Below are 14,098 nucleotides of genomic sequence, written 5' to 3'. Positions count from 1 at the left end.
CTGCTCGCGAAAGCGGTCTCGGATGAACACGAAATCCATTGGCGCTCAGCGAATCCCCGCCAACAACGTCCTCGCGGTTTGCTTCAACGGCTCGTCCCCTTCCTTGAGCAATTCATTGAGCAGCGCGATCGCACTGTCGATGTCGCCGTCGTCGATACAGGTTTGCGCCTGTTCGAGCTTGCCGGCGGCTTCGGTGTCGGTTTCGGTGGAATCGGGTAATTGCAGATCCAGAGGTTCCAGCACCAGCGACGGCTCGGGATCGCCGAACTCATTGAGGAAGTCGTCGTCGAGCGGCTGGGCGTCGGGTTCGGGGATCCATTCAAGCTCGGCTTCTTCGCCAGATTGAGCCTGTGGCAGTTCGAAATCGACAGGTAGCATCGACAGGCTGGTGCCCAGCGCCGGATCATCGACCGGCGGTGAGGCGGCATCAGCGCGGCTGTCGTTCAGATCCCAATTTGCATCCATCGACAGCTCGCCCAGATTCAATTCGAAATCATCCTCGAGAGCGCTGGGCGACGCTGCAAGCGGCGCGACTGCGGTCGCTGCCGTGGCCACGGGCAGTTCGGGTGCGGTAGGCGTTGCTGCAAATGCCGCCGGTGCGGCGCCTGCCAGTTTTGGATGGCGAGCGCGGATTTCAATCAGTTCACGGTCATCGACGTCAAGGCCACGCAGGCGGTTTTCCTGCTGTTCAAAAGCGCCACTGTCACCTTGGCGCCCAAGAACCTCCAGCAACTGCAGACCGAGATCGATGCGTTCAGGCTCCTTGTGCAAGGCATCGCGCAGCAGCCCGGCCGCTTCGCTGAGTCGGCCGTAGGCCAGATAGATGCCCACGGCCTCAAGCACGTCGCCGGCACCGGGCTCGTCGCGATGATCGGCGGCCGCGTGCGCACCGACAGATTGTTGAAGCTCGGGCTCGTCGACGTCTTCTTCGGCGTTCACAGGCAATAGCGGCGTCGGCGTGCCATCGGCTGTCGAACGTTGCTGACGGCGACGTATGAGCAACGCAGCCAGCACGCCCAGCAGCAATATCAGTCCGCCGAGCAGCGGCCAGTTCACGCCATCGTCTGCCGCCTCTACCGGGGCTGAAGCCGCGGCCGGAGCCGGCGCGACCACGGGTGGTGGCGGTGGCTTCTGCACTTCGGCCAGACGGGTTTGCAACTCCTCGATCTGCTTCTTGCCGTCGGCTATTTGCACTTGCTGCTCTTGCAGCCTGAGGTTCTGTTCGTCGAGGGTCTTTTGCAGTTGCTGGGTGAGCAGCACACTGGCGGCCAGCTGCTCGGCCTGCGTATCGTTGGCACGTGCCGTTGGCGTTGGCGGCACAGGCGCGGCAGTGCGTTTGCCCTGGGCAGCCTGGGGCGGTGCGGTAACCGGTTCGACGGTTGGAAATTCAGAGGATTGCGGGCGCGGATCCGGCTCGTCGGTGGCGGGCACGATGCCCGGCGAACCCGGCGGGTCGATCAGCACCGTGTACTCGCGCAGCAGACGGCCGTTGGGCTGATCGAGTTGCACGAGGAAATTCAGGAAAGGTTCGTTGACCGGTTTGCCGGACGTCACCCGAATCATCTGGCGGCTGCCGCGCAGGATCGGGGTGAACTTGAGGTCATTGAGAAAGAACACCCGCTCGACGCCGGCCCGGCCGAATTCATCCGCCGAAGCCAGGCTGGCCGAGAGATCGTTTTGCGTCAACGTGCCGACATCGACCAGCGCGATGTCGGCCTTGAACGGCTGATTGAGGGCTGAGTGAACAGTAATTTCGCCCAACCCCAACGCCATCGACCAGGTCGAATAGCTGAATACGCCAGCGAGCAGCAGCCATTTGGCGCCCTCGCGCAGCACGTGCCGACTTGCGAGCATGAGCATCCCTTAAATAAGCAAAACCGGTTTCTATGCGTTCGCACATCCGGTACGAACACGATATTGCCCAGTAGTTCTTATAGTCGGCTCAGCGCGATCTCTCAAAAAATCACTGGCGGGATGTGCCTCAAGATTTTTCCAGGTTGGCCAGAATGTGACCGTGGACGCGCATGCACACCTTCAAATCCGCCTCGTCGACGCCCTCGAACAATTCGTGGCGCAACTGTGTGGCAATGGTTTCGATCTGTTCGATCAGGGGCAGCGCAGGTGCGCAGAGCACGATTTTTTTCGCCCGGCGGTCTTCCATCACTGACTGGCGTTGCACCAGTCCCTGGTTTTCCAGACTATCAAGCAAGCGCGCCAGGGTCGGGCCTTCGACGCCGACACTCTGCGCCAGTTCGCGTTGGGTCGGTGCCTCTTCAAAACGCGCCAGATGCAGCAGCACCAGCCAGCGCGCCTGCGACAGGCCCAGCCCGGCGAGACGACGATCCAGTTCGGCACGCCAGCCACGAGACATCTGGGCCAGTTGCATACCAAAGCGATGTTGATCGGTTAACGGCATAAAACACTCACGGTTAGACTGAAAATACGGAAAATCTAATTATTAGTCAGCTAAGCATGGGCGGCAGTTATAGGCAAGAGTCGCTCTGTACTGAATCGTTACAACTGCGCAAAGATCAAAAGCCCCTCACCCTAGCCCTCTCCCAGAGGGAGAGGGAACCGATTGGGGGATGTTTTGAAAATTCGCCGACCTGACAGCGCTTCGTTGAATCCATAATCGGCTTGACCTGCCTGGTCGATGTACGTTGCGAAAGCCCCTACCCTAGCCCTCTCCCAGAGGGAGAGGGAACTGATTGGGGACGCTGCAGAAATACACTGAGCTGAACGATCCGCTGTGAATCCACAATCGACTCGGTCTTGCAGGTCGATGTCTGACGCAAGACACCGCGGTTGGCCCCCTCTCCCTCTGGGAGAGGGCTGGGGTGAGGGAAAGGGCCAGATTACATCTCGAATTCAGACTGCAACGCCGCCCGCACGCAATACAGCACGCCTTCCGGTACTCGCCCGGCAAACAACTCAGCCACTTCAGCGACCGACGGCAACTCGCCCTCACCATCGAGGAATGCGTCCTGCACTTCGCCCATCAACTCCTCAGGCAAGTCCAGCGCCTGCTCCAGCGACAATTGCTGCTTGCCGATGGCTTCGGCGAGCATGGCGTAGACGTTTTTCTCCGAGCACTGCAACTGCCCGGCGATCTGCAGCGGCGTCATGCCGGCGCGGGCCAGGGTGATCAGCTCGTGACGGACATCGGCGACCACCTTCGGCGCCTCCGCCTCGCCGCCGAGCACTTCGAGGAAGGCTTCGCCATAGCGTTCCAGCTTGCGCGCGCCGACGCCGCTGACCCGGGCCATTTCCGCCAGAGACGTCGGCTGGCTGCGGAGCATTTCCAACAACGTCGAGTCGGGGAAGATGACGTACGGCGGCACGCCGTGTTCTTCGGCCAATTTGCGCCGCAGTGCGCGCAAGGCTTCCCACTGTTCGCGTTCCTCGCCGCGCACCAGTTGGCTGGCCTGGCTCTTGCTGCCGGTTTTGGCAGTGACTTGCGGTTTCAGGTCGCGGCGCAGTTCCAGTTTCACTTCGCCTTTGAGCAAAGGCCGGCAACTGTCGTTAAGACGCAGACCGCCATAACCCTCGTGATCGACATCGGCCAACCCACGCGCCACCAACTGGCGGAACAGCGAGCGCCACTCGCTCTCGCTCAACGCCTTGCCCACACCAAACACCGACAAATGCTGGTGGCCAAAGCTGCGCACCTTTTCGTTGTCCTTGCCCAGCAACACGTCGACCAGATGACCGACGCCATAGCGCTGGCCGGTGCGGAAAATCGCCGACAACGCCTGACGTGCAGGCTCGGTGGCGTCCCAGGTCTGCACGCCGTCGACACAGTTGTCGCAATGCCCGCACGGTTCGGGCATGTCTTCGTCGAAATAGGCCAGCAACGCCTGCCGGCGGCAGCGGGTCTCTTCGCACAGCGACAGCATCGCGTCGAGCTTGTGCTGCTCCAGACGCTTGTGCCGCTCGTCGCCTTCGGAGTTCTGCAGCATCTGCTTGAGCATCACCACGTCTTGCAGACCGTAAGCCATCCACGCATCCGCCGGCAGACCGTCACGCCCGCCGCGCCCGGTTTCCTGGTAATACGCTTCGAGGGATTTAGGCAGATCAAGGTGCGCGACGAAGCGTACGTTGGGCTTGTCGATGCCCATGCCGAATGCCACCGTGGCAACCATGATCAGGCCTTCCTCGTTGAGGAAGCGCTTCTGGTGATAGGCGCGCAGATCATTGGGCAGACCGGCGTGATACGGCAGCGCCGGGAAGCCCTGCTCGCTGAGGAACGCCGCAACCTCTTCGACCTTCTTGCGCGACAGGCAATACACGATGCCGGCATCGCTGCGCCGCTCGGCCAGGAACGCCAGCAACTGTTTGCGCGGCTGCTCCTTGGGCACGATGCGATAGAAGATGTTTGGGCGGTCGAAGCTCGACAGGAAGCGCTCGGCGTTCTGCAGGTGCAGGCGATCGACGATTTCTTCGCGGGTGCGCTTGTCGGCGGTCGCGGTGAGGGCAATGCGCGGAACGTTGGGGAACAGCTCTGCCAATTGACCCAGTTGCAGGTATTCGCGGCGGAAGTCGTGGCCCCATTGCGACACGCAATGCGCTTCGTCGATGGCGAACAGGGCGATTTCCAGGCTTTGCAGGAATGCCAGCATGCGCGGCTGCACCAGACGCTCCGGTGCGAGATAGAGCATCTTCACTTCGCCGCGCTTGATCCGCAGAGCGAGATCGCGCTGCTGCTCGGCACTCAGCGTGGAGTTCAGCGCAGCGGCGGCGACGCCCAGTTCTTCAAGGGTGGCGACCTGATCGTCCATCAGTGCGATCAGCGGTGATACCACTACCGCCAGACCTTCACGCAACAGCGCTGGCACCTGGAAGCACAACGACTTGCCGCCACCGGTAGGCATCAGCACCAGCGCATCACCGCCGCTGGCCACGCGCTCAATGATCGCACCCTGACGGCCACGGAAACTGTCGTAGCCGAAGATGTCCTTGAGGACGCGTTGAGCCTGTTCGAGCATAAAAACTCCAAAAATCTACCGATACATCCCTGCTCAGGCTGGTTCAGAGCAGCTTCGGCTGCTTAAACAAAACGTAAGAACACATTGCATGACCAGCGCAGCGCCAGCAGGGATCGCAAAACGCGGCAGTATACCCGAGGCCTTCGCCGCAGAGGGTGCCGCTGAGAAGACACTGGTAAACCTGCCACACACAAAACCCTGTGGGAGCGAGCCTGCTCGCGAAAGCGACCTGTCAGTCGATGCAAAAGTGCCTGATACACCGCCTTCGCGAGCAGGCTCGCTCCCACAGGGTTATTCATCTTCCCAGTAAGGCCGGTAATTCGGGCAAATCTGCCAAGCGGCTGGCTAGAGCGCGCAAGAAGGCCTAGAATTCCCGCATTGTTTATTCCCCAAGGTAGCCCCGTAATGTCCTTCGCTGAGCAACTGACCCGCCTGCAAGTCTTCCTCGACGCCGACGAGCTGCACGACGAGGCGCTGGATTACGTCGCCGCCCACGGTTACCTGACCGCGCTGTCGATCTGCTCCGAAGACGTTCCGGAGCGCGAGTGGATCGACGCGCTGTTCGCCGAAGAGCCGCATTACGCCGACGAAGCCCAGCGCGCCGAAATCGAAGCCACGCTGATCGGCCTCAAAGCGCACATCGCTCGCCAACTGGCCTCGGATGAAGAATTCGAATTGCCGTGCGAACTGGATCTGGGCGAAGAGCCGGACGACTCCGAACTGCGTGGCTGGTGCATCGGTTTCATGGAAGGCGTGTTCCTGCGCGAAGCGGCCTGGTTCGAAACCGCCGAAGAAGAAGTCAGCGAAATGCTCCTGCCGATCATGGTCGGTTCCGGCCTGTTCGACGAGCAGCCAGAGTTCGAAGACATCGCCAAGGACGCCAACCTGATGGACGACATGATCGTGCAGATCCCGGAAGCCCTGACCGCGCTGTACCTGCTGTGCCAGGCACCCGACGAAAAACCGGCGATCCTCAAGCCACGCCATCACTAAGAACCGGCCTATGGACAACCCCATAGGCAACCGCCCCCTGATGTTGCGCTACGTCCTGCTGGCCATCGGCTGGCTCAGCGTGGCATTGGGGGTGATCGGCATCTTCCTGCCGATCCTGCCCACCACCCCCTTCCTCCTGCTCGCCGCGGCCTGCTTCGCGCGCAGTTCTCCTCGCTTCTATCGCTGGCTGGTCGAACACCCACGCCTCGGGCCATGGATCCGCGACTACCTCGAAGGCAACGGCATCCCGCTCAAAGGCAAGGTCTACGCGATCGGACTGATGTGGGTGAGCATTCTGTTCTCGTGTTATCTGGTGCCGCTGGTTTGGGCGCGGGGGTTCATGCTGACCAGTGCGGTGCTGGTGACGGTTTATATTGTGCGGCAGAAGACGTTGCGCAAATCCTGACACATGCCGTTAGCAGTGAGCAGGTATTCACCTGTCGATGATCTCCCACATTGCAACTCCTTCCACTGTGGGAGCGAGCCTGCTCGCGAAGACTGACGTGTGAGTAACGCAGTACCATCAGGCAGAAAAAAACCGCCGTCCCTATGAGCTGGACGGCGGTTTTTTTGTTTCAGACGGCGCTTACACCGTATCCACCTTCAACGAATGATCATTAAGCATCCCGCTGATGATCGTCGCCGTGTCATGCCCTCCAGCCACCATGCCGCCCGCCCCCGGTGTCACACCGTAGTGGCTGGCAAGGTTGACGCCGGCAAGGTCGATGGTCTGGTTCGGCGTGGCGCCGGCCATGGCGCTGACGTCGATGCTGGTCATCACCGAGGCGCCGCTGCCGCTGACGGTGAAGTGCAGGTAGTCATCGAGCGACGCGGTGCTGGCGTTTTCGCCTTGCAGCAGTTGTGACAGGTCGAGCTTGTCGGTGCCGGGGGTGAAGTCGGTGATCAGGTCGTGGCCACTGTTGCCCTTGAGCCACTGGAAGGTGTCGGCCCCTGCCCCGCCCGTCAGCGTATTGTTGCCCATGCCACCGATCAGCAGATCATCGCCAGCGCCACCGTTGAGAAAGTCGTTGCCGAGGCCGCCGTTGATCACGTTGTTGTTGCCGTCGCCGGTGAGGCTGTCATTGAAGTTCGAGCCGAGTAGGTTTTCGATGCCGGTCAATGTGTCGGTGCCGGCGCCGAGGGTGTTCTGCGCACCGAGCAGGCCGAGATTGACGGTGACAGCGGCCGTGGCGTGGGCGTAGCTGGCGGTGTCGCTGCCAGTGCCGCCGTCGAGCAGATCGTTGCCGGCGCCGCTGTAGAGCAAGTCGTTACCGCCGTCGCCGTGCATTTCGTTGTTGCCGGAGCCTGCGCTGAGCACGTCGTTGCCTTCGCCGGCGTTGATCACATTGTTGCCGCTGCCCGCTACCAACACATCGTCGCCAGCAGTGCCGGTCAGGGTGTGGCCGTCCTGATAGCTGATGCTGATGTTGGCCGTGTCGCTGCCGCCGTGGTTGTCGTTGGCGGTGTAGGTGCCGTGGTAGTCCGGCGTGATGTCGTGGGCCCCCGCATAGTTGAGGGTCATGGTCAGTTGGTAGTTTTCCGCGGCGTTGGGGTTGCCGCCGCTGTTACCAATATTGGTGATGTGGATCTGGTAGACGCCATCCGCCGAGGCGCTGAGGGTCTGGCCGTCCGCCAGCGCCATCCAGGCACCGCCATTGAGCGAATACTCCATGCTGATCTTACCGGCCCCCAGATTGTGATCCAGATTGAGGGTTTCGCCCTGGCGCAGGTGGACGGTGATGCGGTCCTCGTCGTTGGCATTGCTGTTGCTCACCATGCCGAGATAACCGCTGACCACCAGCACGGCGGTCATGGTCGCGGCATTGGCGCTGAAGGCGCTGCGCACATTGGCCAGGTTCTGGTTGGCCGCATTATTGTTCTGCCCAGTGAAACCGATCAGGCCGGTACCGGTGAAGTCCGCCGCTTTCGAGACCCAACCGGTGTTGAAACTGGTTGGCGTAGCGTTGAGGGTGTCGCCGTTCGGATCGCTGTCATTGGCCAGCAGCAACTCACCCGGCACCACGATGTTGCCCGACAGCACGTTGGTGATGACGTGATCGTCCATCGCCACCGGTGGCGCGTTGGGAATCACTTTTACCGTCAGGGTGGAGCTGGCCAGATCGCCGTCGTTGTCGCTGACGGTGAAACCGATGTTTTCGGTGATGACCACGGCGGTGGTTTTCTGCGAGGTGTAGCTGTATTCGCCGGTATCGAGGTTGACCACCAGCGTGCCGCTGTTGTTGGTGGCGATACTGACGGTGTTGTTGGCGGTATTGAAAGTGCCGTGATTGGCGCCGCCGCTCGCGGTCAACGAACCCTGGCCGCTGAGGGCTTTCGGGTCGTAGGTGTAGGTGGTGCCGTCGACTACGATCGACTTGATGAAACCGCCATCGGCGCCGAACGAACCACCGTCACCCAGCAGCGAACCGGTGACCGGCGCGCCTTGAACAGTGCCGGACAGCACCGAGTTGAGCTGGTTGAGATCGGTGACCACCACGGCGTTGGTGTTGGTGTGGCTGATGCCATCGTAGGCCAGCGGATCGAGGTAGGCGTTGCTTACGCCGTCACCCAGGCCGATGGCGTAGTTCTTGATGTTGTTGGCATCGAGGAAGTTTTTCAGCGCGGCCTCGTCAGCCGTGCCGATGTCGCCCTCGTTGGGCTTGCCGTCGGAGAAGAAGTAGCCGACGTTCTGCGCCCCGGTGAGCTTGCCCGAGGTGTTGAACGCGGTCTGCATCACCGCCACGGCGGCATCGTAGTTGGTACCGCCGCCGGCATTCAGACCGGCAAGCAGCGTCTTGGCGGTGGCGACATCGACCCACACCGTGGTGCGGTCGGCGGCATTGCTGCTGAACGTCACCAACTGCACTTTCACATCGCCCAGATCATCGTACTTGTCGAGCAAGGCGCCAATGGCCTGCTTGGCCAGCGCCAGCCGCGACAGGCCCGGCACGCCAGAGGGATCGGCCATGCTGCCGGAGATGTCGAGGACGATGAGAATGTTCGAATCTATCTCCACTGCGGTTACCGAGCGATCCGAGGCAACGGCTTTCGGTATGTCGTCGACGATGTTGACCACGAGGGTGCTGGTGGTGCTGTTGCCCAGCGCATCGGTGGCTTTGTAGGTGAACGTTTCGCTGAGGGTGTTCGGCCCGTCGTTGGCGCTCGGCGCGGTTTTCGGTGCCGAGGTCAGCGTGTAGGTGTAGGTGCCGTCGGCGTTGAGCTGCAGTTGCCCGTAGCTGCCGGTGGCGTTGCCGACCAGGGTGTACGTGATCGCGCCGCTGCCGCCACTGACCGAACCGACCAGCGTGCCGCTGGCGGTTTCGCCGGTGTTGCCCGGTTCGCTGCCGGTGACTGTGCCGGGGGCGAGATCCTGGCCATCTTTGGTGAGATCCAGAGCATTTTCGTAGACGGTGACGTCAGTGTCGCTGACGGCGATCAGGCAGCTGTTGTGCACATCGATGGTGATGGTGGTGGTGCTTTCGTCACCGTCGGAATCGCGCACGGTGTAGGTGAAAACATCCACCGCGCCCGGGCCGTTCACCGCGTTGGGATTGCTGTGATAAACGGCATTGCCGTTGGCGTCGAGGGTGAGGTAACCGTAGCTGCCGTTGATCTGCGAATTCAACCCCCCAATGGCCGATGTCGAAGTGTCGGCACCGGCGCGCACGCCGACCACTGCGCCGCTAACCGCGGGGCCATCCGCGCCGCCGATATCGTTGTTGAGTACGTTGCCGCTGACGCTGCCGCCCTCCGCCACCGAAGCCGCGTCCGCATGCGCAGTCGGCAAATCATCGACGATGTTGACGTTGATCTGCCCGCTGGCGGTGCTGCCATCGGTGTCAATGGCCACCACGGTGAAGTTCTCCGTGACGCTGTTGGCACCGTTGGCGCTCGGATGGCCTTCGTTATCCACCAGGGTGTAGCTGTAGCTGACCACGCCAGTGGCAGGGTCGTAACCAGTAATGGTGAACGTGCTGCCCAGCGGCGAGACCACGGATTGCGGCAAACCGGTGGCGACGCCGTTGCTAATCACCGCGATGCCGCCGACAGTCAGGGTTTGCAAGCCATCGAGGGCGGTCACGGTGAAGCTGCCGCTCTGGGTCAGCGCCGACGTATTGGGGCTGCTGCCGTCGCCGAGGTTTTTCTCGTAGACGGTGATTTCGCCGCCCTTCACGTCGAGGCCGTCGAGGCACACCGGATCGTCGTTGTTATGGATGTTCAGCACCAGGTTGGCGGTGCTGGTGTCGCCGTCCGCGTCGGTGATGGTGTAGGCGAAGGTTTCCGTGCCGTTGCCGCCGCCCTGGAGGTTTTTGAAGTCGTCGTCGTTGGCGTCCAGCGTGTAGGTGTAAGTGCCGTTGGCGTTGAGCACCAGCGTGCCGTAAGTGCCAGTGAAAGTACCGGCGGTTACCGGGCCGCTGGCGACGCGGTCGGCGCCCTGCACGTCGTTGTCGAGGACGTTGCCGGTCAGGGTCACCTGGGCTTCTGTTGCGCTGTCGGCATTGCTGTCATTCAGCGCCTTCGGCACGTCATCGACGATGCTCACAACGATCGTGCTGGTGACGACATTGCCCAGCGAATCGGTGGCCTGATAGGTGAAGGTTTCGCTCAGGCTGTTGGCGCCGTCGTCGGCGTGCGGCGTAGTGGTCGCTGGCGAAGTGAGCGTGTAGGTGTAAGTGCCATTGGCATTGAGAACGATCTGCCCGTAGTTGCCGGTAGCACTGCCAACCAGCGCATAACTGATCGCGCCGACCGCACCGGTGACCGAGCCGACCAGGGTGCCGGAGGCGGTTTCGCCAGTGCTGTTCGGATCGCTGCCGACCACGCTGCCCGCTGCCAGATCCTGGCCGTCCTTATTCAGGTCGAGGGCTTTTTCGTAAACGGTGACGTCAGTGTCGCTGACCGCTTTCAGGCAGCTGTTGTAGACGTCAATGGTGATGGTCGTGGTGCTTTCGTCACCGTCGGCATCGCGCACGGTGTAGGTGAACACATCCACCGCGCCCGGGCCGTTCACCGTGTTCGGATTGCTGTGATAAACGGCGTTACCGTTGGCATCAAGCGTGAGGTAGCCGTAGGTGCCGTTGATCTGCGAATTGAGCCCGCCGATGGCCGACGTCGAAGTGTCGGCACCGAAGCGCACGCCGACCACTGCGCCGGTAACCGCCGGGCCATCCGCGCCACCGATATCGTTGTTGAGTACGTTACCGCTGACAGTACCGCCCTCCGCCACCGAAGCCGCGTCCGCATGCGCGGTCGGTAAATCGTCGACGATGTTGACGTTGATCTGGCCGCTGGCGGTACTGCCATCGGTGTCCGTCGCGACGACGTCGAAGTTCTCGGTGAGGCTGTTGGCGCCGTTGGCGGTTGGATGAGCTTCGTTGTCGGCCAGGGTGTAGCTGTAGCTGACCACGCCGGTTGCCGGGTCATAACCGCTGATGGTCAAGGTGCTGCCCAGCGGTGTGACGATTGATTGCGGGAAGCCTGCGGCCACGCCATTGGTGATCACGGCAATGCCACCGACTGTGAGGGTCTGCAGACCATCGAGAGCGCTGACGGTGAAAGTGCCGTTCTGGGTCAGCGCGGGCGTGTCGGGGCTGGTGCCGTCGCTGAGATTTTTTTCGTAGACGGTGAGTTCGCCGCCGTTGACGTCGAGGCCATTGAGCAGCACCGGATCGTCGTTGTTGTGGATCTGCAGAACCAGATTGGCGGTGCTGGTATCGCCGTCGGCGTCAGTGATGGTGTAGGCGAAGGTCTCGGTGCCGTTACCGCCGCCGGTCAAGGCTTTGAAATCGGCATCGCTGGTATTGAGCGTGTAGGTGTAGGTGCCGTCGGCGTTCAGAACCAAGGTGCCGTAAGTACCGGTGAATGTACCGGGCGTGACTGGACCGGTGGGTACGCGGTCGGCGCCTTGTATGTCATTGGTGAGGACATTGCCGGTCAGGGTCAGTTGGCTTTCTGAGGCGGTGCCGTTGCTGTCATCGTTGGCTTTCGGCAGGTCGTCGACGATGTTTACATCCAGCGTGCCGGTGGCGGTTGTGCCGTTATCGTCGACCACGGTCACGGCAAACTGCTCAGGCAGATTGTTCGCGCCGTCGGCGTTCGGATGCGCTTCGTTGTCGGCCAGGGTGTAGCTGTAACTGATCACCCCGGTCGCCGCGTTGAAACCGGTGATGGTCAGCGTGCTGCCCAGCGGCGTGGTGATCGACTGCGGAAAGCCTGCGGCCACACCGTTGGTCACCACGGCGATACCACCGACAGTCAGCGTGGTGACGCCGTCCAGTGCAGTGATGGTGAAGGTGCCGTTTTGTGTCAGCGCGGTGGCGTCCGGGACGCTGCCGTCACTGAGATTTTTCTCGTAGATCGTCAGCTCGCCACCGGCGACGTTCAGGCCGTCGATGATGACTGGATCGTCGTTGTTGTGGATCTGCAGAACCAGATTGGCGCTGCTGCTATCGCCGTCGGCATCGGTGATGGTGTAGGCGAAGGTTTCAGTGCCGTTACCGCCGCCGGTCAAGGCTTTGAAATCGGCATCGCTGGTGTTCAGGGTGTAGGTGTAAGTGCCGTCGGCGTTCAGAACCAAGGTGCCGTAAGTACCGGTGAAAGTACCCGGCGTGACCGGTCCGGTGGGTACGCGGTCAGCGCCTTGGATGTCGTTGGTGAGGACGTTTCCGGTCAGGGTCAGCAAGGTTTCCGAGGCAATGCCGTTGGCGTCATCAAACGCTTTGGGCACGTCGTCGGTGATATTCACGTCGAGGGTGCCAGTGGCGCTGTCGCCATTGCTGTCGGTGGCGATCACGGTGAACTGTTCGCTGAGGTTGTTCACGCCGTCGCCGGCCGCGTGGGTCTCGTTGCCGTTGAGGGTGTAGCTGTAGCTGACCGTGCCGGTCGCCGCGTTGTAACCGGTGATGGTCAGGGTGTTGCCCAGTTGCGTGGTGATCGACTGGGGAAAGCCGATCGGCACGCCGCCAACAATCACGTTGATGCCGCCGATGCTCAGGCTGTTCAAACCATCCGCTGCCGAGACCGTGAAGCTGCCACTTTGCGTCAGCGCGCCTGGATTGGCCGCTGTACCGTCAGGCAGATTGGCTTCATTGAGGTTCAGCTCGCCATCCGCCGCGTCGAGGCCGTTGAGGATGACCGGGTTGTTCACCGGTGGCGGTGGCACCACTACCGACGCTGGCGTGTCGTCGCCATTGTCGATGTCCGCGTCGCGACGATACTCGGGAAATTCGGGAATACCGTTGAAGCCGGCGGTAGGGAAACCAATGATCGGATCGACTCGGCCGCCGACTTCGGTGAGCAGAACGAAGCTGTGCCCGCCGCCCAGTTCACCGGTATTGCCGGTGGGCGCGTTGGGGCCGGCCGCGGTGGCTTCGGCGGTTTTGCTCGGGTCTTCCCCGGCGGCGATGGCTTGCTGGATCTGCTCGACATCGGTCAGTTGCGCCTGGCTTGGGGTCTGCGCTTCGTCGACGTTCACCGGGACAGCCTGGTCGGCCAGCAATTGCCCGGTCATGGTGATGCTGCTGCCCCGGCCGAGGGTCAATTCCCCGCCGTTTTGCAGTTTCACTGCCACCGCGCCTTCCGCGCCGGTGATCAGTTGATCGCCAGCGTACAAACGATCGCCTTCGAACAGCGGACGCTTGACGCCGTCGCTCGCCTGAGCGAACACCTGACCAATGACTTTTGTGACCGTACCGATGAGCGTTGCCATGTGAAATCCTCCGCTGCCGACCACCGTCGGCACAGGTTTGCGAAGCAGCCCATGGCTCAATCGGGTTGCCGGGGGCGACGCTCGCACCCTCGACAGTTCGTTTCGCAGGCCCGGTTTGAAGTGAATTGTCAGCGCTATCAAGCACTTGCCAACCCTGTTCAATCCATCGACCCACTAGCGCTACGTAACGGTGGTGAATCACCCGAGTGACAAAAATCTGTCGCTCATTCGCCGTTACGCGTCCCTCCCCTTCAGCAGTACTTCGCAGTGTCTCGCAAAGTGAATGGAACTTTCCTCAAGCCTTTTCGAGCTCCCTAAAGCGCATAAAACAAAGGCTTTCGAGCTGAACAATGTGCTGCTTTTGAAAAACCGCATAAGTTTTTTTTGGAATAAACCTTATGAAAATTTTTTC

The 14,098-nt window shown here is 61.4% G+C and carries 6 protein-coding genes; 2 read left to right on the top strand and 4 right to left on the bottom strand.

Features of this window, described 5'->3' with window-relative positions; translation table 11 throughout:
* Positions 1–45: 45 nt before the first annotated feature.
* From HU724_RS08020 to recQ, 3 genes are all read right to left on the bottom strand, one after another.
* Positions 46–1,854, bottom strand: a complete 1,809-nt coding sequence (locus tag HU724_RS08020) for a motility hub landmark protein FimV (RefSeq protein WP_186568415.1) — start codon at positions 1,852–1,854, stop codon at positions 46–48.
* A 127-nt stretch (positions 1,855–1,981) separates the two neighbouring features.
* A complete protein-coding gene (locus HU724_RS08015) occupies positions 1,982–2,416 on the bottom strand; it encodes a MarR family transcriptional regulator (protein WP_016771142.1) in 435 nt (144 codons plus the stop codon).
* 439 nt (positions 2,417–2,855) lie between these two features.
* Positions 2,856–4,985, bottom strand: a complete 2,130-nt coding sequence (gene recQ, locus HU724_RS08010) for a DNA helicase RecQ (protein WP_024012058.1) — start codon at positions 4,983–4,985, stop codon at positions 2,856–2,858.
* 405 nt (positions 4,986–5,390) lie between these two features.
* Between recQ and HU724_RS08005 the strand changes: the two genes are divergently transcribed.
* Together HU724_RS08005 and HU724_RS08000 are read left to right on the top strand one after the other, a co-directional pair.
* On the top strand, positions 5,391–5,978 hold the full coding sequence (locus tag HU724_RS08005; RefSeq protein WP_101158594.1) for a UPF0149 family protein: 588 nt from the start codon (positions 5,391–5,393) through the stop codon (positions 5,976–5,978).
* Positions 5,979–5,988: 10 nt separating this feature from the next.
* Positions 5,989–6,384 (top strand): YbaN family protein, encoded by a 396-nt coding sequence (locus tag HU724_RS08000; RefSeq protein WP_186568413.1) that lies wholly within the window; start codon positions 5,989–5,991, stop codon positions 6,382–6,384.
* Positions 6,385–6,564: 180 nt separating this feature from the next.
* On the opposite strand, the gene HU724_RS07995 is transcribed toward HU724_RS08000, so the two are convergent.
* Entirely contained in the window at positions 6,565–13,686 is a 7,122-nt protein-coding gene (locus tag HU724_RS07995; RefSeq protein ID WP_186568411.1) for a retention module-containing protein, read from the bottom strand.
* Positions 13,687–14,098: the final 412 nt, after the last annotated feature.

It is taken from the genome of Pseudomonas iranensis (assembly GCF_014268585.2).
Lineage (GTDB): Bacteria > Pseudomonadota > Gammaproteobacteria > Pseudomonadales > Pseudomonadaceae > Aquipseudomonas > Aquipseudomonas iranensis.
Note: the sequence above shows the minus strand (reverse complement) of the source record. Positions and strands in the feature narration are given on the sequence as shown.

Excerpts from the sequence above, each read along its gene's own strand:
- HU724_RS07995 (WP_186568411.1), bottom strand. The coding sequence starts at position 13,686 with ATGGCAACGCTCATCGGTACGGTCACAAAAGTCATTGGTCAGGTGTTC.
- HU724_RS08015 (WP_016771142.1), bottom strand. The coding sequence starts at position 2,416 with ATGCCGTTAACCGATCAACATCGCTTTGGTATGCAACTGGCCCAGATG.
- HU724_RS08005 (WP_101158594.1), top strand. The coding sequence starts at position 5,391 with ATGTCCTTCGCTGAGCAACTGACCCGCCTGCAAGTCTTCCTCGACGCC.
- HU724_RS08020 (WP_186568415.1), bottom strand. The coding sequence starts at position 1,854 with ATGCTCGCAAGTCGGCACGTGCTGCGCGAGGGCGCCAAATGGCTGCTG.
- recQ (WP_024012058.1), bottom strand. The coding sequence starts at position 4,985 with ATGCTCGAACAGGCTCAACGCGTCCTCAAGGACATCTTCGGCTACGAC.
- HU724_RS08000 (WP_186568413.1), top strand. The coding sequence starts at position 5,989 with ATGGACAACCCCATAGGCAACCGCCCCCTGATGTTGCGCTACGTCCTG.